This is a genomic window from Pseudoalteromonas sp. S408 (assembly GCF_005886645.1).
GTDB lineage: Bacteria > Pseudomonadota > Gammaproteobacteria > Enterobacterales > Alteromonadaceae > Pseudoalteromonas.
This window is the reverse complement of the sequence record NZ_PNDY01000017.1, coordinates 112692-136900: the sequence shown is the minus strand read 5'-3', so window position 1 is coordinate 136900 and position 24209 is coordinate 112692. Positions and strand designations below refer to the sequence as shown.

Below are 24209 nucleotides of genomic sequence, written 5' to 3'. Positions count from 1 at the left end.
CAACCTATTATTTTTATTATTTAAAAGTAGCCATAAGCTATCTAACTTACCTAAAGCGTTTTTTGTTTAATCCCAGTCAAACTTATAGAGAACATCAACATTTTGGTATAAACCACTGGTTACCTCTATATAGAGTTGCGACAACAATTGGTAACGAATAGCCACTTCACTGAGTGACTCAAATACCCCAACGCTGTATTTAACTTGTAAGGTTGGCGCAACATAGCCTGAAATTTCTACCTTGGTGCTGTCACCACTTCCTGACGAACTTAAACTGACATCTGATAAACCAAAGGTTTCACCTACCTTCGAGACAACCCCTTCGCTTCTACTGACCCCTTGAGAAAGTAATAGCTGTGCAAGCATAGCGTTGCTTGATGCTCCCTCTCCCTCTCCTAACGGTTGCCCATTGAGTAAATATGCTAAGGTATGGGCCTGATCCATTGCAGGCTCAGAAAACAGTTTAAGAGTGGGTTGTTTAACATTCCCCGTAAGCGTAACACCAGCTATAACGCCATTTGCTGTATTAGCTGGGTTTCTGATTGCTTTAATATTCAAATAAGGGTGTTCGATGGAGCCACTAAAGCCCACCTGGCCTGTTCTTATAATTAAATTTTGCCCAAATGCTAAATAAGTGCCATTTATTAAATTGAGCTCACCTGTTGCAATAATTGGAACGCCTTGGCTCATTTTAATCGCTAAATCACCAGCCACTTTAGACTCTAATCCGAACGACTCTACTTTAACGTCATTTTTTACAATGACGTTTAAGTCTATGTCGTAATCAAATGGTACCTTTTCGTTGGTTTCAGTTTTTTGATCAACAATAATCTCATCGTCACTAACCTGCACAGCACCTTCTGGAAGCTCTTCAATCGTAATACGACCATAAGGTACAACTACCTCACCCGCTAATTTAAGTGCATTATTGGCTAACCCTATTTTTAAATCTGGGGATATTTTAAAGGTAACGCCTTGCTGCGCGCGTACAAAAAACTGCTCGCCTTGCACATTTACATTTACTTCAGGTTGCTCACCTTGCCAATCAACATCACCGTTTAGCTTTACATTGCCACCTTGATTATCGTTTAAATTGCCCTCTATTGTGGCGGTCGTTTTATCAAATAATATGTTTATATTTGATTTTTGTAGCGCAATAGGAAGCTGTTCACCCTCAAGGTTTATATCGTTTATGTTAAGCTCACCATTTAATAATGGGTCTTTTAACGTACCCGCAAGTGCAACCTTACCGCTAATATCACCTTTTAATTGCTCGAGAGTTTCAATAAAGGGTTGTAAGTCTGAAAGTAATATTTTATCAATATTAATAGTGCCATTAAGCGCCTGCGTATTTTGTATGTCGTCAATATTAACGTGTGTATTAATTTTGCCTAATACGCTTGATTCTAAATTAGCTTCAAGCTGCCCCTTTTGAGAATCTGAATAAGCGCTTAGGCTTAATGAGTCTATTGGTAGTCTAAAGCGATCTTCTTCTGAGGTTAAAACAGTGGATAAGTCACTTGCGTTTAAATTTGCGCGTAATGTTTTAAGAGCGCCAGCATTCCAATTGAGCGCCACATTACCTTTTACATCACCACGTGTGCGAATATTATCGGGTAAAAAGTGTTTTAATTCTTCAAGCGCTAAGTTACTTAATTTAGCATTTAACTGCCCAATTTCTTTTGTTTGAGCCAGTGTATCTATACATAATTTACTTCGATCAGACGCCCAACAATGAGCACTCACATCAAAATCACTCGTTTGACTGTTAAACATAACGGCAATATTTTTGGTATTACTAAAACTAAGCTTTTTGTCGCTTAGTGTTACATTACTTACCTCACCATTCCAGGTAGCGTTATTAATTTTACCATTTACTTCAAGCTCAACAGTGCCCTGCTCGGCATCAACCGAAGCGGTTAGTTGATGATCTGCTTTGTCGCCAATTGCATCTATTTTTATGTTATTTATTTGCTGATGACCCACTAACGCTGAACCGACATTTACTGATACATCTGTTTGCCAATCGGCAGCGGTATCTAATTGGCCTTTTACATTGAGTTGATTAATATTAATGTCATCAAAAATAAAACTATCGAGTATTAGCGCTAAATCGACTGAAGGCGTTAACCTCTGCCCTCTTACTTTTAAATCGGCGTTGCCGTTTGCAATAAATGGCATATTAGCTTCTGCGTTACTTTTAAGCGTTATTTTACCGTCGACTTTCCATGTATCGTCAACTTGGCCGCTAAGTACCAACTTATTCGTGCCACTACTTAAATAAAGGCTGTCGATATTTGCCTCTAGTGTATTGTTTAGCTGAAAGTTTGACGCAAACTCAAGGGGGACTTGGTTTAGTAATCCGCTTAGCTTAGTATCATCCATTTGTAGTTGCCACGAGCCTTCTTCCGCATTGAATGAACCTTTAAATTGCCCTGAAACATCGCTAGTTGCAGCATCTGTCAAATACTGCGCTTTTAGGTTTGAAAGCGAGCCGTTAAAACTCGCTTTAATGCCCTGTTGCCAATCAACCTTAGCTTTTATAATCGCGCTACTTTCATTGGCTTTAATACTTAATGTTTTAAGCACGGCTTGCGTTAAGCCACCTATTAACTGTGTATTGAGGTCAACAGCCGGGTATGCCCCTAACTGGCTAGTCGCTATTAAGTTAAGTTGGTAATCATCGGCATTGCCTTTGGCATTTAAGCTAACATTATTTACTTTTAGCTGGTTGCTTTGCGCATCAATAACCCATTGATTAATTTTGCTGTTCAACTTAAACGGGTAATTTTGTTGCTTTAAATTAGCGTTCGCAGTTAACGTGAGAGGGTATTGGCCACTCGTTTCTAAATTCAAATTCAAGTTAGCTAAATCACCGTTTAACTCTAAATTTGCTTGGTGTTCATCACTGTTTAAAGTCAATTGACCTTTTAAAGGCAAGTTACCCGCAAGCTCGGCATCTAATTGGGTATTAAGCTGCCACTGCTCGTATTTGGCTGAAAGCGACTGCACATTAATAACGGTGTCTTCTACACTTAATAGCAGCGAAATATTTTCGATATTATGCTGCGCATCGCCCTGCTCAATTGTTACTTTTGCGATATCAAAGGCTTCAATGGCCAAATCAATAGGTGATGTAAATTCAATATCAGGAAGTGCTGGTAATTGCCCAAGTGCAGCTTTGTTGCTTTGAGCAGTTTGTGCCTTGGTGGGTTGTGCTTGCTCTTTTAAAGCAACAAGTATACTGGGGATATTTAAGCTTTTTACAGTGAGCTTTGAGTCCTTAATCTTAGCTGATAATTTAAAGTTATTAACGCTCACATCTGCACTAGGGTGGTTTAATGTAAACTCTTTCACCGCTATATTTTTTAATGAAACATTGAAGGGTAAGCTAATTTTTTCAAGGGGCTCAGAAGGCGTTTCATCTTGTATTTGGGCTGTTTTTGGCAAGCTTAATTTTATAGATTTAGCGCTTAAGTTATCAATGCAGATACCATCACACTGCCACCAAAATAAATCGATTTTTAATTGTTGAGCCTTAAAATCTAAACCGTTGTTTTTAAAATGAACATTAAACGCATCATTATAAATAAAGCGGCCATCTTTAATTTCTATGTGTAATCCATCAACAGCTTTATTTGCGATGTAAGCAATAAATTGATTACCGGGTGCCGTAAATAATAAACAAAACACACTAATAATTAGCGAGACTAAAATTGCACTTACTATGGCTGTTATTTTTTTTAATATTGGCATTAAATTTCTGGCCCTATGGTAATACTTAAACGTGTACTTTTACTCTCTTTGGTTAAGCCCCATGCGTGGTCTATTCGTATAGGGCCTACAGGCGTTAAATATCGAAAACCAAAACCAGCCCCCACTTCAAACTCATCTGAAAAATCGTTAGTAGCGGTACCACCATCAACAAATAATGCTGCACGCCAATTTTGAGCAAACTGGTAGTTGTACTCCATTGTACCCGCTAGCAAATACTTACCCCCTATTAGCTCACCGTCCTCGTTTTCTGGTGAAATTGACTGATAAGCAAAACCACGAACACTTTGGTCACCCCCAGCATAAAACCTAAGCGAATACGGTACATTATTTATGTCATCAACGAGCATTGCGCCAACGTTTGCCTTAAGGAAAACTAAATGCTTATTGAGGTATGTACGAAGCCACGCATGCTGTAATTGGACTCTCAATAAATTCGTACTGGAAAGCGCATCATCTAGGCCAAACTCTGCTGAAATAAGCCATTGCTCCCCCCAATAAGGGGTAGTCCCACCTTTTAAATTTTTGCGGGCATAACTAATACCAGGCATTAACATTTCAGTCGACTCTTTTGGATCATCACCAAGACGAAACGTCTCTTGGTCTCTACGTAAAAACGCTGTTCTTACCCATTTATCCTCTGTAAGCCACTGCCTTTGTAGTTGCGCGGTTAATATCTCGCTGTAAGTATCATCAGCAAGCTCGTCTTCCAATTTATAACCAACTGAAAAACGCCATAAATCATCATTAGGATCGTCTACAGGAACAGTGTATGCCATTGAGAGATCTTGTTGCTTTTCGGCGATATTCATATTTGTATCAAGGTAATGGCCATCTTCTGTGATCCAAGGCTTACTCCACTTGAAGCGGACTCTTGGGCCTAAGTCGGTACTAAAACCACCCCCTATTTCAAAGCTGTTTGCAGGTTTAGGAATAACCTCAACTTTGATAGGAACTTGGGCGATTTTACGCGCTGTAATATCTGCATAAACACGCACACTAGCAAAATAAGGTGTGCTTGATAGCTTAAGGTTATAATCAGCTATGTAAGTTGACTTATATGGTTGTCCTTGGGTAAATGGCGCTAAAGAACGGATATATTTTTCAGCTGGCGTATCACTGGTAATTTCAATACTCCCATATTGATAACGCACACCGGTATTAATCACGAACGTAACAACGGCACTATTTTTTTTAATTGAAACTTCTAATTTTCGAGCAGGCCATTTAGCATCAAAATAACCACGCTCCAAAAGCATGGATTCTATTTTTTTATACGCTGATTCATATTTACCATGATTTAGCACTTCACCCTGTTTTAAATTGGTATTTTTTATGAGGGTTTGTAATTGTGTATCGCTCTTCCCTTCACCATTTAAAGTAATATTAATGGCGTCTATACGTGTAGCAGGACCGCGCTCAATTTTAACAACAAGTTCGCTGTCGTCTTTGTTAAATTCAACCTCAATAGTTGGGCTATAGTAACCTAAGGCTTTTATGCTGTTTTGTACCTGCTTTTTGGCATAACGTTGAAGGGTTCTTGTTGGTTTTTCACCTTTAAGCTGCTTTAAGTAAAGAGCTACGTTTTTTTCTAAATCGCCATTTATGCCTTTAATTTTGTAGTCTTCGATGACTCTTTCTGCCGCATAGGAATTTGCAGCCATAAAAATAGTGGCAATGCATATGCAACGTAAAAACTTAATAAACAAGTAAATATCCTTACTCTTATAAACTACTTAAAACGAGCTAATGTGGCGCATATTAACATAGCCATAATGACCAACACATTAACTTAATGACAAACTCAGTTTAATTATGAAATGCGAAGAAGATAAAATTAGTACGCGTTAAGACAATATTTTAGTTACAATAGTGCCAACGAACACAAAATTATTTTTAGATGAGTTTTTAATGCAATTTCCAGATGACGAAAACGGCCAGCTGTTAGCCGAAATAGCCGCTGCAGGCGTCGATTTAAGTAAAATGCAGCAAATCGATTTTTTCATTTTATTTGAACAACAAACCGATGCTGATAAGTTTGCTAAAGATATTGTTTCTGATGCATTAGTACAAACCGCCGACGTTGAAAAATGTAAAGACACCGGCGTTTGGGAAGTAATTACTCATGTACAAGTGGTACCAGAGCACACATTACTAGGCCAAGCTGAACAGTACCTAGAAAGTATAGCGAATGGCTATAACGGTTATGGTGACGGTTGGGGATTAATGGACGAAGACGCCGCTTAATATTTTAAAATCAGTTAAGTTTAACGACTTAACTGATTTGCCTTTCTAAAGCTCCCTTTATAATCAAATAGCTTATCTGCTACTTTCCAACCATATTTTTTACTTTTTCGCGCAATCACAAAATCGGGTGGCATTAAGTCAAACTGCGCTTTAACTACCTGCTCTGCTGTTTTAAATTCTGTTGGTTTTTGACCATGCCCTAGCCGTTTACCAAATTGCCTGTTAAATATAAACTGACCGCCTTTATTACCCAGATTATAAACTTCATCACAACTTGCACCGTCTTCGTCAAAATACGTAACTTTGATTAGTTCATCTTTAAGCTGAATTACTGTTACACCGCTACAGCGAAGTACTAACGCATCTTTTAAATTTAACGCATTACGAAGCTTGTCGTCTGGATCAGCCATTATGGCGCCACAATCGTGGCATTTACGAGCTGCAATATCATTTTGTGCACCACATTCTTCGCATTCTTTAAATCTAAACCGATAATCACATTGAGCTTTGTTACTTTCATCATCTTCTAATAGGCCTTGGCAACGTCTACCAAAATGCTCTGTTACTTTACCATCGGAGTCTGTTTTGCCCCAAAATATATTGGCAAATCCGCAACCAGGGCAAAGCACTTGGACAGGCTCGTTATCACTATCGCCTTTTTTATCACCTACTTCAGGGTGAAACAAATTAAATCCATTTCCTGCATAGTCGATTACAAGGCAGTCCGTTTTCGATTCTGATAATCGTAAGCCCCGCCCTACAATTTGTTGGTATAAACTAACAGACTCTGTAGGGCGTAAAATAGCAATAAAATCGACATGTGGCGCATCAAAACCAGTTGTTAACACTGACACATTAACCAAATATTTTAATTTTTTACCTTTAAATGCAGAAATGATTTTATCGCGTTCAATATTAGGCGTATCGCCTGTAATTAGCGCGCTTTGAGCTGCTGGTAAATAGCTTAATATTTCTTGAGCATGCATAACTGTTGCCGCAAAAACCATCACACCTTTGCGCTGCTGGCTATATTCTATTACTTGTTTGAGAATAGCCTGAGTGGCTCGCTCGCTATTTTTTAAAAGTGCATTCATATCATCGGCAGTATACTGACCAAACGCGTTAGTCTCTAAAGACGAAAAATCGTAATGGTTTATAGCAGCATCGACTTCATTAGGGGGGGTTAAATACTCATGTTTTATCATGTATCTAAGCGGTAATTCAAATATACAGTTTTTAAATGGGCTTTCTTTTGTCCCTTTAACAACCCCATGATAGTGATGATGGTATATCCACCCCATCCCCAAACGATAAGGCGTAGCCGTTAAACCCAATACTTTTAAATGAGGATTATACGTTTGTAATGCACTTATAACTTTACCGTATTGGCTTTTTTTATCACCATTGACTCTATGGCATTCATCAATAATAAGTAGAGAATAATGCTCATTCAGCTTATCTAAATTACGTGAAAGTGATTGCACACTGGCAAAAGTGACTTGATGAGATAATGATTTTTCTTTTAACCCTGCTGAGAATATACTCGCCTCTAAACCAAAACTTTTATATTTTTGTGAATTTTGCTCTACAAGTTCTTTAACATGAGCAAGTACCAATATTTTTTGTTTAGCTATACGCGCAAGCTCAGCGATGACTAAACTTTTACCCGCCCCCGTAGGTAAAACAATCACTGCGGGATCATTGGTTTTTCTAAAATGAACAACAGTGCGTTCAACCGCCTCTTGCTGATAGGGTCTAAGTTTATAGCTCATTCAAAGATACAATAATGTTTGATAAATACAATTTTAACAAAAACCTGATTAGATTATTCTACTTATGCCTTCTTATTATATGAGAGTTAGACAAGTATTTCATCCAGATATCATTTTTCAAGGTAGTAAATGAAGCTATTGAATGTGAATTATTATTGGTACCGATGAATGACATTATGTTTTAAAACTCATCATAAATTTAGGACAACCTTTAAAACTCTTAACTACGCTAATCTGAGGATATTAAAAAAACCCCTATCATCAAAATAATAGGGGTTTTATAAAAACAAGTAAATGTCAGCTTTTCAAGCTAATACTCTAATGCAATAAATACAAAGAGTTATTTTAATAACTATAAATTAAAACTTATGGTTAAAACGTAGGCTTAAACGACGACCTAAACGCTCATCCAAACCAAACTGATTAAAACCAAACGAAGTAGCAGTTAGGTCATCAGCAGTGCGGTCAAGTAAGTTTTGAACATTTAATTGAACTGTAGTTGAAGTACCCAGGTTATAACCAATACTTAGATCATGCAGGAAACGCGAAGCATTTTCATTAGTAAAATCGCCTGTTAATGTACCATCTTCTGAACGTTGGTAATTATATGAGTATAATTGCTGTTCGAGCGAATCAATTAACGTTCTATTCTGCCAACGAACACGATGGCTAACAAATAGATCTTCATACATCCAATTAATATCAAATGTACCTGTCCATTCTGGATCTGCGAAATCGCCAACATCTTCTTGAACTTCAGACGTCGCAGTAGCCTGGTTTTCGTTTGTGATATTGTGTTGTGTTGTAGAAGCAATATTCAAATTACCCCACTCACCTAAATCATGGCTATAAAACACAGAAAGTGACACAGCCTCAAATGTTGCTAATGCTACGTTCGCTGGTTGATTTCCTGCACGAATAACTTGATTGTCGTCTCCACGTGTGAATGTATCACAAGCTGTTTCGTTCGGAAAATCAGCTGAGTCGTAACAATTCGCTGCTAGGGTCTCAAATGTAACGTCATTGATTGCACCTTCAATCTCAAGGTTATAATAGTCAAGTCCTATTTGTAAGTTTTCAACAAAGTTTGGAGTCCAAGCTAATCCGTAAGTATAAGATTTACTTGTTTCTGGATTTAAGTCAGGATTACCTGAAACATAACCTGTAGATATAGTACCGTCTGAAATTGATGACGTGAATGTATCAGTATCTATTCCTAATGATTCACAGTTTGCTTTACGTGCTGTTGGGTTAGGCCCAAGACCAACGTAACGTGCATCACATGGATCATCACCAGAGATGAATGATTGTTGTATTGGTTGGAACAACTCATTAATTGATGGGTTTCTGAACGCTGTTGCATAAGTTGCACGTAAAGATAAATCACTGTTTATTATCCACTTCATGCTAGCTTGAACAACATCCTCTTCTGTTGAACGATCTTCAAACCCAGCTGGAGCATTTGTATTGAACTCTTGATTACGGTATGCGCCACTTACTTCGAAGTATTGTACAAAAGGAATATCCATATCAGAAGAAATAACAGGTGCAACTACTTCTACATAATATTCATTTGTATCATACCCGCCGTTAACCGGACGATCAATTGAGCTACGAGTAATTGGAACTCTGCCGCCTACTGCAGGCTCATATTTACTTTTTTCTACACGTCGCTCAACACCAACTACGTAGTCAAGTGGTCCAGCAGGTAGGTCAAAAGCTGCGCCACCAAGGTTAAATGTATAAACTGTTTGCATATTGCTCGCTTGAGACATTTGCGAGCCGCCTGTAATGAAGTCAAGTGACGCATTTGATGCTTGTGAACCAAACAGGTTAAGTGGTTGACATCCATCTAAAAACGGCAGGTCCTCATCAGTTAAACCTGATCCAGACGCCTGTGCATTAAAGCCTTCTAGAGTGCCTGCTGCAAGATCAGCGTAAGCACCACAAATAACATCACCGCGTTGGAAGCCGCCCGTAAATGCTGAACGTGAGCCTTGTAGTGCAGCTAATGCCTCGTCTAATGTATTAATATCATCGCGAGAATCACGTATTTGAGACAACATTGCATCGTCAACACTACGCGCATCAACTGCGTTTAGGAATCTTCCATCAACAATCCCCGTTGTTCTAATGTTCACATCTGAACGGCCATGAACAACAGCCGCATCCCAGTAAAAATCTCGATCTAAAAATTCAAATTCACCTTCAAGAACATTACTTACGCGCCAAGTATGCGTTTCATTTGAGTTACCGCCTGAAGAAACTAAATCATTGTTGAATCGATGAATCGAAAATTGGTCTCCCTCTAACCCTGCATCTACTATTGCTTGTCGAGCTTGCGATGATAAAAACGGGTTGTCAATTGGTACTGTGATTGCAGCTGAAGTGCCTCCAAAGAAACCGGTTTGAAAACCACCTTGGTTAACAAGCTCAGTACCATTTGTGTTAGCGTAAACAACGTCACTTATATAACGAAGGTTATCCGTGATATCGTAGTTAAATGACACATACAAGTTATGGCGGCTTGTTGGTGAACGAATTTGAGAAACACTATCAAAAAAATCTATTCCACAAATATTACCGCGACCATCATCGTAAGTTTCAAGTAATGCTCGTCCAGACGGTAATGTTGGACCTGAGTTACATTGTTGGATTTGGCCATCTTGTGTAAACTCATAGAAATTACCATCTGCCCACGAGCCACGACCAACACTTGGCGCAAAACCAGCTCCTGCAGGTGTTACAGCGCCAAAATCTGTGAACAGTTGAAGGTTAACTTCATCATAAAATAAAGATACAGATTGTAAATCATCATCGTTAATAACACCGTCACCATTAAGGTCGTCTATTTGCCCATCACCGTTGCGGTCTAAAAACTCATTTGTAGTCCCGCCAGAACCTGGGTTATTATTACAAAGAAAATCTTGATCACATTCTAACAAACCATTTGTACGTGTATATTCCACACCAAATGTCAGGTTACCACGGCCATTATCAAAGTTTCCGCCGCCAACAGCACTAATTTGGAAATCACGAGCATTTCCAGCATCGTTTTCACCGTATTGTGCTGTTACTTCAAAACCTTCGTAATCATTTTTTAAGATAACGTTTACAGTACCACCGATGGCATCGGCACCATAAGTTGCTGCACCAGTAAGAGGAACAACTTCAATGCGATCGATTAAAGCAACAGGTATAGTGTTAATATCAACTTGTCCACCACCAATTGAAGCAGATTGTGAGCTAACCATTCGACGACCGTTTACTAACGTAAGTGTACGTTGAGTACCTAAATCAAATATATTTGCCTGATTTTGACCCGCATTGGCAGCATTTTGGTCACCTTCAGTTGTCAAAGAACCACCGAACAATGGCGATTGATTAAGCAAATCGGCAGCGTTAGTGAAACCTCTTACTTGAATATCTTCTTCGCCATAAGAAAAAATGGGAGCACTTTCACTAATTTCTGTACGCTGAATACGTGAGCCTGTAACTGTAATTTTTTCTACTTTTTCGAGTTTTTCTTCTTCTGCAGCAAATGAGCCTGCTGAGAAAGCAGCAGTAGAAACTGCGCCAAAAGCAATCGCTAAGCGAACAGCTTTAGAAACTTTATTATTTATCATTTTGATATCCCTGTTAAAATTTTTAGTTTTATTGTTTCAAAATAAGCAAAAAATTAACAAAATTGCCAACTTTGAGGTTACATATTAGTCATGAATGTACCTTTTTGGCAACACACAATGCGTTAAATCGTACCTTTAATGGGTTATAAACAATCCAAAGCGATGAGCGTAAAAAATGAATTATGACTATTGAAGTACTTTTTATTTAACTGATAACAGAGAAGAGCGGAGTCTGATAATAACTTCTTGCGACTATCACCCGAGTGATAAGGGATAAAATGGGCTAGTAAATCAACCGAATGAATCATCATATGGGTTAAATTAATAGAACATGTGTACTTATTTCAGTATTGATTAGCGTAAAAATATGTAGATATGTTTGAAGATGTTTATTGTCTAAAGTCGAGTGTATACACCCAATTTTTTTGGATTAAAGATTTATAGATAAAAAATTATAATATGAAACAAAGCTATCAGTGATTTAATAAATATACCTAAGTAGGTATATTTATTAATTATCACTCGTGAGTATTATTAGTTATTTAGCTAAATACTTTTGAAGTTCAACGCCTTCAAACGCTTTTGGTCGACGACCTCGACCAGTCCACTCTATTACTTCACCATTTAGTTCCATTCGGTATTTAGGCGCAACTTTAGTACGCTTATCTGAAGTAATATCATGTAAGTCTTCTATTGTAAGTCCTTTTTCCTTTAAAAGATCCAAAACTTCCTGTTTTGCTTTTTGCTGTTGGGTATATTTTGAAATTGCATCAGTAACTAATTGTTGTGCTTTTTCAAGTTCAGTTAAGGATGCGGTCTTTATAAAAGCTCGAACTTCTTTCATTTATATCTCTTTAAATTTATAAACATATCAAGATTAGTATAGATACTTTAATTTAAAATAACTATGACAAAGAATAAAGATTTAAAAAATAAGAAATTGCTATTACTAAAATTAATAAACGAAATAACTATATATGCTCAAGTTTAATAAAAGCAAAATTGAAATAAACTGTAAACTAAATACTAAATTACAGCTACATTTTCTCAGGAGAAATTTTTATTTGCCAACAAAACAACTCATTATTTACATTGAATGCCGCAATAGACATTTTCATATTTTTAAGCTTTGCAGCTTTAAATTTTTCGTAAATTTCATCTTTACTCAATGCAACGGAAGTTTGATCTGATAACCTTTCAACCTGTTGTTTTAGAGCGTTCTGTAATCCACTCAATTTTGCTTTACTCGTTTGATCGATATTCAGCATTATCTTTGATACTTTAGACATAATATCTGCAAACCAGAATTTTTCTTCATCATTAGATATAACTAAGCTCTGAATCTTTTGGATCGCGTCTTTATTTCGTGTCTGAAATAGCTCAATATTACCTTGAAGCTTCAAAGTTACTAAGTTTTCAAGTTCATTTAATATGTTGTTTTCTAACATCCAATTAAGTACTTTCAAACCGCTTTTACAGTCGTTCGTTATTGCCGAATCAGGGTGATGCATCATTAATATGATTTCACCATCATTCTTAAGTACTCTACATGCCTCATTTAAAGAGTGTGACCAATTAGAATACTCAAAACCAAATTGGCTAACTAATATATTAAAGTACTCATTTGGATAAGGTAGATTTTCTACTGAAGTATTAAACTGAAACTTAACTTTATTAATCGCACTATCAATTTCGTCAACATCACTGGTAATTTTTAACTCATTAATGTTTGCTAAGTCGCAGCCATATACCGAGCCAGATAAGTTTTTTCTTTCTAGAAGGCATTGTAGCCAAATTGCTAAAGCTCCCTTACCGGTAGCTAAATCAAGATAAACAACGCTTTCCCCTTTTTCTGATACAACTTCCCCCCAAAAGTTTAACACTTCTTCTGGGTAACCTAGGGCTGTATTTGCATCACCAAAACTAGATAAAGCTTTTGTAAGGTCCCAGTAATGATCCCAGTGCATTTTATTTTCTCCAAAAAAAAGAGTGACTCAAGAGTCACTCTTTATAATATCTAAACTAAAAACTTAGAAAGACTGTTTAAAGTTTAAGTACATTGTGCGACCAAAACCTGAGTAAAGATCGAAGTTGTAGTCACGACCGCCAGAAGCGAAAAGTGGTGGCTGTTTACCGAATGCATTTTGTGCACCGAAGCTCACTTTACCGTTCCAAGGTGTGTTGTACGCTACTTGTAAGTCATGAGTTACCCATGAAGGAATGTGACCTTCACACTCACCATCTGCAGTAATGTCTTCACACTGGCTATCAATAAGGTTTAGATTCCAAGTGAAGTCAAAATCAGAAATAGAGTAAACGTTAGACAGGTTTAAACGCATTTGCGGTACACCTGGATCATCAACGAAGTTACGACCACCATCTGTGCTGTAATCTACAATGTGAGATAGGTTGAAGTTAGTTCTTAAAGTACCAGCATCACCAAATTCAAACATTGAATTAGCTTTGAAATCGATACCTGAAGTTTCTAAACTACCATCGTTACCAAAACCACGAACAAGGCTAGTAATCGCACCGTTTGGTGAACGAGATACAGTGAATGCAGCTGGCACAGAGTCACCACGTAAACGTGCATCAATGATAGATTGAGCAGAGAACGCACGGATTCGGTTGGTAATTTCAATGTTGTAGTAATCAAGTTCTACAGAAATAGCATCTGTCACTTGGTAAACAACACCAAGTGAGTATTGGTCAGATTGCTCTGAACCTAGGTCAGGGTTAGCAATAACTGTAGCGTTGATTTGCGAAGAACAGTTTGCAGCTTCACCAATTGCCAAACATGTAGCTTCATCAGAAACTGAATCAGCTGATTCAGAAGGCTGTTGAGTTAGGTCTGGTAATGAAGGAGCGCGGAAACCTTTACCCCATGATGCACGAAGTACTAAGTCATCAATTGGGTTGTAACGTGCTGATACTTTAGGTGAGAAATCTGAACCATAGTCAGAGTAATCATCGTAACGACCTGCAAAGTTAAGCTCAAATTCTTCTGTTACTGGAACTAATGTTTCGAAGAATAAACCACGAACTGAACGTGCGCCGCCAGCACTGCTACCTGAAGAACCACCTACTTGGCCTGCTGCAGAAAGTGAATCGTATATGTCAGCATAATCTTCTGAACGGTATTCAAAACCTACGAATGCTTGAATTGCACCAGCGTCAGTTTCCATAAGGTCAAACGCAGCATTTGCATAAAACTCTTCTTGGTTAAACTTACCAGTACGTGAAGTAGTTACCGTCATTGCGCCTCTAACTTCTTCAGATGCACCGAACGGGTCATTTAGCATGTAAGTACCATCGTTAATGTATTGGCGAGCAATACTACGAAGGATGTAACCTGTACCTACGTTATGGCTTTCGTTGATTGTTTTACGAACACCTGTTTCAACAGAAACGTCACCAATCATACCTTTAGCGCCAAAACCGATATCTTTAAGCTCTGTAGATAATCTGTTGTCACGGTTACCTAACGCAGCAAAACGATGCCAGAAATCTAGACCTTGCTGTTCCATTTCTAGAGAAGCATCGTAGATTGGGCTGTTAGGGTTAGTTGGGTTGTTAGGGCTATCTGCACTGATAAATACTGTATCAGGTGATGCATCGTATGCTGTTGTATCCAAGCCTGGGGCATAGCGACCAAATGATTTAGTTTGTGCGATGTTGATGTCTGTGTAAATACTCCAGTCATCGTTCACATCGTAAGTAGCTTTAACGAAAGCTGAGCGGTTTTTGATTGACGCTTCATCAGCAGATACTGCTGCGAAGTTAAAACCACAACGTGCGCCAATACGGTAAAAGTTCTCGTTACCTACGCCTTCACATGTAGCTTCTGGAGAGAAGAAATCAAAATTACTTGCTCTTTCACCATCTGTAGTTGTAAATGTTGTGAAGTTATTTGAATAAACTGAACCACCTGGGCTGTACCATGGGAAGTCACGAGCGTAAACAATGTCACGACCACTCCAAGATGCACCAGCAAGTACACGAGAGTTGTCTGAAGAAGCACCGAAAAGTACAGAACCATTTTCACGGTCGCCGCCTTCATGCTCAATACGGCCAGAACCTAAAGTAACTTCTGCACCATTAAAATCTTTACGTAAAATTACGTTAATTACACCACCGATAGCATCTGAACCGTAAAGTGCAGAAGCACCATCGGTAAGGATTTCAACACGCTCAACTGCGGCCATAGGGATTGAGTTCAAATCTTGGCTTGAACCAGTAAGAGTTGACTTAGGTAAACGACGACCATCAACTAAAACTAAAGAACGATCAGAACCTAAACCACGTAAGCTTACTGTAGTAGCACCTTGAGCAGAGCTACCAGACTGCGGACGGAACGAACCCAGACTGTTAAATGTAGTGTTACGTAATAAATCAGCTACTGAAGTTTCACCACTTAGCTCGATTGCAGTACGGTCGATAACTGTTACTGGTAAATCACCAGCCATGTCAACACGTTTGATACGTGAACCAGTTACTTCAATACGCTCAACTTTTTCTGCAGAATCTTCTTCTGCAGCAAAAGAACTTGCTGAAAATGCAGCTGTAGATGCTGCGCCAAAAGCGATCGCTAAGCGAACTGCTTTTGAAACTTTGTTATTTAACATTTGATTCTCCCAGGAATACATTTATTAATTATAATTTTTTCAGTCTAGCGGTACAAAACGTATCAAGTACCCCAATGACTGTGCCTTCAATGATAATACTAGTGAAAGAGCAAGGTCAACAAGGAATTAACGTTGCGTTAATAATTAATTACTAAAAATAGCTAAACGTTAATTCCACCAGAAAAAAATTAAATCTAACATACTGTTAAAAAACAAAAAAATATACAAATTAAATTAAATGCATTAACAGTATGTTGCTTTTTTTACTTCTAATTAAAATGTTAACTTTTGCTGGTTTTGTCGTTCAACGTAAATTTATTGAGCAAAAAGCTCAAAAATCAGGCAGCAAAAGTTGCCCCTGATTGTTATTTTTATCATCTATTGCTAAAGCATCAAATATTGCTGCCGATATCGGAACCAGCTGTCTCTGTTGATATAATGGGTAATTGAGTGTATTTTTTCCTGTACTTATCTCCGCGCTTTTAATTGCATAAACGTACTCTATAATTTGCCCGCGTCTAACTTCAAAGTCAGGATGCTCTGCCTTGTACTTTTTTACAGCTTGTACATGAGGCGGGATATTTTTTTCGTAATCGTTTAAATGTCGACCAAGGCGCTTTTTGTAAACAAGCTTTTGATCAAACTCTCCGCTATACAATCGTTTGGTATAATCTTTTACTATTTCGTCAAGTTGAGCAATTTCAAAGTGTGAATCAAATAAGGCTTCAAACAGCTCTTTTTGTAACTCTTGGGCAAATTCCGTCCAGTCGCTTCTAACAGTTTCCATTCCTTTGAAAACTATTTTAGATTCACCATCTATTGTTGTTTTACCGACGTAACGCTTTTTAGAACCCGTTTTTTTATCCCGAATAGTAGGCATAAAAAAGGGGCTGTAGTGGGTTTCGAATTCAATCTCTAAATAGCTTTTTAAATTAAAATGCGTTGCTATATATTGATCCCATTTATGGTTAATATGAGCCATTAATTCATTACCAATTTTATGGCAACACATTGCAGTTAAATTGTCGTCCACTTTTACAAAAATAGAATCCGTATCACCATAAATAACGCTGTACCCAAGCTCTTCCATCCATTTACGCGTAGTTTGCATAATTTCATGGCCACGCAATGTAATAGAGCTTGATAATCTAGGATCATAAAATCGACACCCCTTCGACCCAAGCACACCATATAAGCTATTCATAATTATTTTTATTGCTTGCGATAACATCGGTTGGTTGGTGTCTTTTGCGCTTTGCCGGGTTTTAGTTAGGTACTCTACTAGTTTTGGTAAATGGTGCTCAGTGCGAGAAAACATTGCATCATTAAAGCCTTGTATTGCATCATTTGGCGCATTTAAACCTTTTATTAACCCCAGAGGATCAATACAAAAAGTGCGCATAATAGAGGGATATAAACTTTTGAAATCTAAAACCAGAATATTTTTATAAAGCCCAGGCAATGAATCCATCACGTAACCACCTGGGCTATCAAAAGACAAACCGTGGTCGCCTAAATTAGGGGCTACATAACCACTGCGGTGCAACAAGGGTAAATACAAATTAGTAAAAGCAGCTACAGAGCCGCCCATCCGCTCAAGCTCAAGGCCTGTTAGCTGTGTGCGAACAATAGCAAATTCATATAAGTTTAATTTAGTGAAAATACGATTAACTAAAATACAATCTTGACGGTTATAAGCAGCTAAAGTCAGTTTATCTTCATTAAATTGACGGATAATTTCGCCTAACCGATTGTCTGATTGTATTAATTTAGCTTGACCTAATACTTTTTCGGCAATATTACTTAAAGAATAATTATCAAAGTGGTAAGTCGCATTTTTTAAGGTATCAATTCCATCAATAACACACCGCCCTGGTAACGTAAGGCGAGTATAATGCCCCGTATTGATATTGATTGATTGGTTATCTCTGCCCAATTTAAGTGGGATTCCAAGCGCTTCGGCACGGGTGTTAAGTACGGTAAAATCAAACTCTATGACATTCCACCCAATAATGACGTCGGGATCATTGCTGTTTAAATAGGTATGTAACTTTGTAAGTAACTCAAGTTCATCTAAACACCAATCAATGTTGATTTGTTCACTATGATTGCATGGCTCGCCAATCATTAAAACGCAATCAAGGTCATTACCAACAAGTCCAATTGAAAACAACACCCCTTCCCCATCGCATTCAATGTCTAATGACAGCGATTTAAGTTTGGGTGTGTAATCTGTATTTGCTTTTAACTTGGCATTTTGAATAAGCAAAAAACCTTTTTTTTGACTAACATCTCCAGTAACCCAAACACCCCCTTTAATAAAGCGTTCCATTAAAAAGCGATCGCTGTGGCGAATGTCACCTTCGTAAACGGTTATAGTGTTTTCGAATAATGTTCGAGCCTTATAAATACTGCTGGTATTATTAAAATAACAAGCAACACAAGCAGCACCACTAAAGTGACACATTTCAATTGATTTAAAATCAACAATAATGTTTGCGTTGTCTAATAGCTGCTGGGCATATTGCTGCTGTTCTTGTGGAATAAAAAACACTGCTTGCTGATTTTCAATAACTACCTTGATTGGACCATGATCAGATACCAGCCAGTAGCACAGTGTGATCCCCTGACCATTTTTAGACGAGTATTGTTGCCTTGATAAAATAAAGCCCTGATAGATTGCTTGTGTCAATGCACGATCCCACTTAATATACACACTGTAATTATATACATACTTTAGGCAAATCATTCCATGCTTTCTGACTCTCTAAAAAAAACTATTAGGCAAGTGCACCAGCATGTGGCTAAAAACCTGAATGATTATAGGCCGCGCAGCAGTCAAAATTATCTTGTTGCAGAAATCGCAAAAACATTGGCTGGCGAGTATCACAAAAAACAGCGCATTTGTGTCATTGAAGCTGGCACTGGTACCGGTAAATCACTTGCATATTGTTTAGGGGCTTTGCCTTTAGCATTGGCGCAAAAAAAGAAGCTGGTTATTTCAACCGCTACCGTGGCACTGCAAGAGCAATTAATTGCAAAGGAGCTGCCTTTTTTTAAAACACACTCTGGGCTCGACTTTAAATTTGATTTAGTCAAAGGACGCCACCGGTATATTTGCGCACATAAACTCCACAATGCAGTGAATGGCGATAGCCAAACTCAAATGGATTTTATGCCAACACTGACCTCTCCATTAAGTGATATGGAGAGCAAATGCCTCCAAGGGCTATACGATGCTTACGTCAATAAAAAATGGCAAGGCGATAGAGATAGCTGGGCAGATACTATTCCCGACAGAGTTTGGAATTTAATTGCTTGCGACAAGCATGCATGTCAGCGCCAAATGAAAGCGCATTTAACCTGCCCATTTCAACTAGCCCGCCAGCAACTCATGCAAATGGACGTGCTGGTTATTAATCACTCTTTGCTTTTAGCTGATTTAGACTTAGGCGGTGGTAAAATTTTACCCGAGCCCGACAACACTATTTATGTAATAGACGAAGCACACCATTTAGCCCATATAACACGCGATTTTTCATCAGCCGCAGCCACCATTAAAGGCACAATAGAGTGGCTGGATAAGCTTACAAAATTCAGTGGTAAAATGGCAAAAGTGCTAGTAGGACAAAGAGCCATAGGCCAGAACTTTAAACTGTGTGACAGTATAAACGATGCAAATAAAGACCTAAAAGTAGTGAGGGATATTCTAGATAACGCTGACTTTGAATATTCAAAAGACGACACATACCGTTTTGAACATGGTGAAATACCCAAGTCGCTACACAGCAAAGCAAAAGATATAAGCGAAGCAACACAAGATGCACTGCGTTGCTTAAACAAAATGCACGACACTCTTACGCAAGATTTGAGCGACGGCGACATAAAACCATACGTTGCCGACCCAATTCTTGCTGAAAGCGGTCACTACATTAACCGTTTAGAACAACTCAATAAGTTGTGGTTTAGTTATGCTAACAAAGGAGAAGGCATCCCCCATGCTCGTTGGATAAAACGCCTAGAGTATAAAAGCCATCACGACCACCTTTTAAGCGATTGCCCTATTGAAGTTGGCTACTACCTAAAAGACAAACTTTGGAACGAGTGCGCCGGCGCTGTTTTATGTTCTGCCACATTAAGTGCCCTTGGTTCGTTTGACCATTTTGCTTACGAAAGCGGTTTAGCTAAAGAGGAAGGCGTTAAATTTATAAAGGTTCCCTCGCCCTTTGATTACCCAAAACAGGCAACATTACGCATTCCTGCGTCTAAAGTTGAACCTACCGATAAAGACTTTAGCGATCACTTAGCAACCACCTTGCCAGAGCATCTAAGCACTAAAAAGGCAAACTTAGTCTTGTTTGCCTCGTACTGGCAAATGGACCATGTAGCAAAGTTTCTTAGAACAAAAGGTTTTAACTTATTAGTACAAGGTGAGATGTCGCGAGAAGCCTTGCTTAAAAAACACAGCCAAAATATAGATGCAGGTAAGGGAAGTATTTTATTTGGTACGCAAAGCCTTTCGGAAGGTCTTGATTTACCAGGAAAATATTTAGAAAACTTAATTATCACTAAAATTCCTTTTGCTGTACCTACCTCTCCAATAGAAGAAGCGCAAGCAGAATTTGTACAAAGCAAAGGCGGTAATCCGTTTTTAACAATCACAGTCCCGGATGCTGCTAAGAAATTGGTACAAAGCTGTGGTAGACTGCTGCGAAAAGAGAGTGACGAAGGCTGTATTACTATTCTTGATAGGCGTTTAGTAACTAAACGCTACGGTAAAGCCATGCTCGACACCCTACCACCATTTAAAAGACAAATAGACTATTAATGTTTGAACTCGCACTCGATCCGACAACTTGGGCAATTTTATGTGCTGTTGCATTGGCAGCAGGCTTTATAGATGCAATTGCCGGTGGCGGAGGCATGTTAACCGTGCCCGCATTACTTACGGCTGGTTTACCACCGCACCTAACATTAGGTACTAATAAGCTAGCAGCAAGCTTTGGCTCGTTAACAGCAAGCTTTACCTATTACAAAAAAAACCTTTTTAGCCCCAAATTTTGGTTGGCATCAATTATAGCAACCGCAATTGGTGCGCTACTTGGTACGGTTATTGTTGATTATTTAAGTATCGACTTTTTAAATAAGCTATTGCCAATTATTATTATTGTTGTTGCCTGTTATAGTCTATTTGGTAATTTAAGCACTACACAAGGTGACCAACTGCCAAAGCTCAACAAAGCCATGAAAGTAAAGCAGTGGCTGCAAGGCTTAGCTCTTGGTTTTTTTGATGGGTTAGCCGGCCCAGGTACTGGCACATTTTGGACCGCGTCTAACGGCATGCTATATAAAATGAACTTGCTTCTAAACTGTGGTTTGGCCCGTTCTATGAACTTTGTATCTAACTTTATCTCGCTCATTACCTTTGTTGCTTTAGGGCACGTAAACTTTTTATTGGGTATTACAATGGGCTTTTTTATTATGTTAGGTGCATGGTTTGGTGCCCACTCGGCAATTAGATTTGGTAGTAAATTCATACGCCCTGTTTTTAATACCATGGTTATACTTTTAGCATTAAAACTCATTTATGAGGCTTACTTTTAACATGCAAGTAAATGCATTAGACAAGCTACGACAACAAGTGACTTCGCTTAAGCAACAAGCTGAGCAATTTGATAGAGCTAAATTATTTGCTAAAAATCGCTATATGCAAGCACAGCCTAGCCTATTTGACCGCGCTGTATTTCAAACTAAAAGTATGAGCTTAGTTGATTACGTTAACGAAATAGAAGAAGAAGTAGCAAGCTTACCACCAAGCGATCACCGCCATGCATACACCTATGCGTTAGAGCGTATTTCATCGCAGGTTCAGGCCGTGTTCAATGTTATTAAATCAACGCCAATTTGGGAAAAAGAAAATAAAAGTCGGTTTAAACCTCGCCCAAAACAAGCTGTTTATAAGCAAGCTGTAAAAAAAGTGATGCAGTCTTCCCACGAGCTTTACGATGAGTTAAAACAAAACCATGAATTTGAACGCCGCTTAATGCTGATGATAGAAGAGCGAAAAATGCAAATGGAAAAAGCATCGCCAGCAAAAGCCCAAAAGCTTAACCTTGAAATTTTAAGTACTCACGCACGCTTGGGTCGATGCCGAAAAGCCATTTCAGCCACCGAAGACAAAATACAACAAGTGGAAAAACAACAACTCCGTTAGGGCTTTTTCATGCAGTTATATTACCACCCTCTTTATTCAAATTTACCTTTACCCGAAAAGCACCGCTTTCCAATTCAAAAATATCAGCGACTTAAAACCGAAATAGAGCACTTAGGCTTTTTGCCAACCGCATTCATGCAGCCCACCAAGGCAAGCCTCTCGCAATTGGCCTTATGCCACAGTACGCAATATATAAATAATTTTTTAACCGGTAACTTATCTGATAAAGCGATTAAAAAGATGGGTTTCCCTTATTCGGCTCAACTAGTTGAGCGTACATTACTGTCTGTCGGTGGAAGTATTCAAGCAGCAGCGGAGGCTTTAAAAAGCGGACTAACCTGTAATTTAAGTGGTGGTTACCATCATGCCTATGGTGACTACGGCAGTGGCTTTTGTATATTTAACGATTTAGCCATAGCAGCCGCGCACCTATTAAACACCCATAAAGCCAAAACGGTGCTAATTTTTGATTGCGATGTGCACCAAGGCGATGGAACAGCACACATTATTAACCAGCAAAGCCATAAAAACATTATTACTTGCTCAATTCATTGCGAGCAAAATTTTCCCCGTTTAAAACAGCAATCTGATTACGACTTTTCTCTACCCGCTAAATCTGGCGACGATGAGTATCTCGACACATTACAACACGCGCTCGCGCTGTGTGTAAGCATTCATCAACCAGACATTATTTTATACAACGCGGGGGCAGATATTTATACGAAGGACGAGTTAGGTTTATTAAATGTATCTATAACAGGCGTTTATGAACGAGATTACTTTGTACTTAATTTTTGTAAGCAACATAACATTCCGCTTATGTGTGCTTTAGGCGGCGGTTATCAGCGTAATTTAGACAGCTTAATCAACGTCCACAAACAACTATTTAAAGCGGCTATCGATTTATAACAATCCTTAGTATAGACTTATCTAAATGGAACATAACAAAGCGGTAGGAACATGCGATTACACGACGATATACATAACTATTACGAAAAGATTGTTGTTGAAGAAATCATAAAACGAAAACTCGACGAAAAATATGATGACGACGTTATGGCTGACTTTTGCTGTACTGTATTAAACCAACTTCCACCTCGCTACATTCGTTACGACGTTGATATGGCGTTTTATTTACCACAAGCTGAGCGCATACATATGGAAGAACGTGTGCAAACAGCTATTGATGTGGCTATTAGTCAAATATCTAAAAAGAAAAATTTAAATGACCAAGCCTCTTGAGGAAGCCCCAACGCATATTAAACTTGCTGTTGATTTAATTATGATATTAGAGCAGCACGATGTAGAGCCCGAAGAAGTATTAAAAGCGCTCGATATAGTAAAAAGTGACTTTGAAAAGAAGCTAGTTAACAACTAGCTTCACTCAATTGTGTCTACTTCATACACAGTGACAGCAGCGTCACGTTTACTGCAATCAATTTTAATTTCGCCAAATGTACGCCTAGCTGTTGTTGACCTACGGCACGTCATTTTTTGAGCCTCAACACCAAATCGCTCAATGTACAATGCAACAGTTGCATCTATTTGCTGTTTCTCTTCTATTGTTGCAGCAGCATAAAAAGTATCATATTGTTGTGACCAATTTTCAACGCCAGCTTCTGCAGCTACACCTAACCAGCCCATACCAAGCTTGGTTGATTGCTCTAAATATTGGCCTTTTAAGAACATGAATGCTAGCGTGTACTGCGCACTTTTATAACCGAGCGATGCAGGCTCCTTTAAATCATAAAAAGCTTGCTCGTATAGCCCTTTTTTATACGCTTTAATCCCATTGTATTCTTTTTTCTTCATTGTATTGTCGCTGTATAAATTAACTGGGGTTGACCCACACCCACTTAATAAACTCAGTGCCAAAACTGCCGCAACTGACAGATGTCTAACCATAATTCGTCCTTTATTATTTTTAATATGCGAGTACCGAATCTGGCTT

At 38.4% G+C, this 24209-nt stretch carries 16 protein-coding genes; 7 read left to right on the top strand and 9 right to left on the bottom strand.

The window, feature by feature from the left end; genetic code table 11:
* Positions 1-66: 66 nt before the first annotated feature.
* Both tamB and CWB62_RS14040 read right to left on the bottom strand, forming a co-directional pair.
* The gene (gene tamB, locus CWB62_RS14045; protein WP_138528031.1) at positions 67-3756 is read right to left on the bottom strand and encodes an autotransporter assembly complex protein TamB; all 3690 of its coding nucleotides are present in this window, start codon (positions 3754-3756) and stop codon (positions 67-69) included.
* Positions 3756-5483 carry an autotransporter assembly complex protein TamA gene (locus tag CWB62_RS14040; protein ID WP_138528029.1) on the bottom strand — a complete coding sequence of 576 codons (1728 nt, stop codon included), beginning with the start codon at positions 5481-5483 and terminating at the stop codon, positions 3756-3758. The genes tamB and CWB62_RS14040 overlap by 1 nt, the downstream gene beginning before the upstream one ends.
* A 202-nt stretch (positions 5484-5685) precedes the next feature.
* On the opposite strand from CWB62_RS14040, the gene CWB62_RS14035 reads away from it, so the two are divergent.
* Positions 5686-6021: a ribonuclease E inhibitor RraB gene (locus CWB62_RS14035; RefSeq protein ID WP_138528027.1), complete on the top strand. Its 336-nt coding sequence runs from the start codon at positions 5686-5688 to the stop codon at positions 6019-6021.
* A gap of 20 nt (positions 6022-6041) precedes the next feature.
* On the opposite strand, the gene radD is transcribed toward CWB62_RS14035, so the two are convergent.
* The 6 genes from radD to CWB62_RS14005 form a co-directional block, all read right to left on the bottom strand.
* The gene (gene radD, locus CWB62_RS14030; protein ID WP_138528025.1) at positions 6042-7793 is read right to left on the bottom strand and encodes a DNA repair helicase RadD; all 1752 of its coding nucleotides are present in this window, start codon (positions 7791-7793) and stop codon (positions 6042-6044) included.
* A gap of 359 nt (positions 7794-8152) precedes the next feature.
* Entirely contained in the window at positions 8153-11419 is a 3267-nt protein-coding gene (locus CWB62_RS14025) for a TonB-dependent receptor domain-containing protein (RefSeq protein WP_058405660.1), read from the bottom strand.
* A 538-nt stretch (positions 11420-11957) separates the two neighbouring features.
* Complete coding sequence (locus tag CWB62_RS14020; RefSeq protein WP_058405661.1) at positions 11958-12263, bottom strand: H-NS histone family protein; 306 nt, start codon at positions 12261-12263, stop codon at positions 11958-11960.
* A 193-nt stretch (positions 12264-12456) separates the two neighbouring features.
* Entirely contained in the window at positions 12457-13386 is a 930-nt protein-coding gene (locus tag CWB62_RS14015) for a class I SAM-dependent methyltransferase (protein ID WP_058405662.1), read from the bottom strand.
* A 63-nt stretch (positions 13387-13449) separates the two neighbouring features.
* Positions 13450-16044 (bottom strand): TonB-dependent receptor, encoded by a 2595-nt coding sequence (locus CWB62_RS14010; RefSeq protein WP_138528022.1) that lies wholly within the window; start codon positions 16042-16044, stop codon positions 13450-13452.
* 331 nt (positions 16045-16375) lie between these two features.
* Complete coding sequence (locus CWB62_RS14005; protein WP_138528020.1) at positions 16376-18736, bottom strand: DNA polymerase II; 2361 nt, start codon at positions 18734-18736, stop codon at positions 16376-16378.
* A 60-nt stretch (positions 18737-18796) separates the two neighbouring features.
* On the opposite strand from CWB62_RS14005, the gene dinG reads away from it, so the two are divergent.
* Genes dinG through CWB62_RS13975 form a run of 6 tightly spaced genes read left to right on the top strand, consistent with a single transcriptional unit; the run spans position 18797 to position 23636 of the window.
* Positions 18797-20872, top strand: a complete 2076-nt coding sequence (gene dinG, locus CWB62_RS14000) for an ATP-dependent DNA helicase DinG (RefSeq protein WP_138528018.1) — start codon at positions 18797-18799, stop codon at positions 20870-20872.
* Positions 20872-21648 (top strand): TSUP family transporter, encoded by a 777-nt coding sequence (locus tag CWB62_RS13995; RefSeq protein ID WP_138528016.1) that lies wholly within the window; start codon positions 20872-20874, stop codon positions 21646-21648. Before dinG ends, CWB62_RS13995 begins: the two co-directional genes overlap by 1 nt.
* Position 21649: 1 nt before the next feature.
* Complete coding sequence (locus tag CWB62_RS13990; protein ID WP_058405664.1) at positions 21650-22258, top strand: primosomal replication protein; 609 nt, start codon at positions 21650-21652, stop codon at positions 22256-22258.
* A 9-nt stretch (positions 22259-22267) separates the two neighbouring features.
* Positions 22268-23167, top strand: coding sequence for a histone deacetylase family protein (locus CWB62_RS13985; protein WP_058405665.1), 900 nt, complete (start codon positions 22268-22270; stop codon positions 23165-23167).
* A 51-nt stretch (positions 23168-23218) separates the two neighbouring features.
* Complete coding sequence (locus tag CWB62_RS13980) at positions 23219-23500, top strand: late competence development ComFB family protein (protein ID WP_058405666.1); 282 nt, start codon at positions 23219-23221, stop codon at positions 23498-23500.
* Positions 23484-23636, top strand: a complete 153-nt coding sequence (locus tag CWB62_RS13975; RefSeq protein WP_082653639.1) for a YbaM family protein — start codon at positions 23484-23486, stop codon at positions 23634-23636. Before CWB62_RS13980 ends, CWB62_RS13975 begins: the two co-directional genes overlap by 17 nt.
* Positions 23637-23638: 2 nt before the next feature.
* Here the strand turns inward: CWB62_RS13975 and CWB62_RS13970 are convergent, their stop codons facing one another.
* Positions 23639-24163, bottom strand: coding sequence for an SEL1-like repeat protein (locus CWB62_RS13970; RefSeq protein WP_138528014.1), 525 nt, complete (start codon positions 24161-24163; stop codon positions 23639-23641).
* Positions 24164-24209 lie beyond the last annotated feature (46 nt).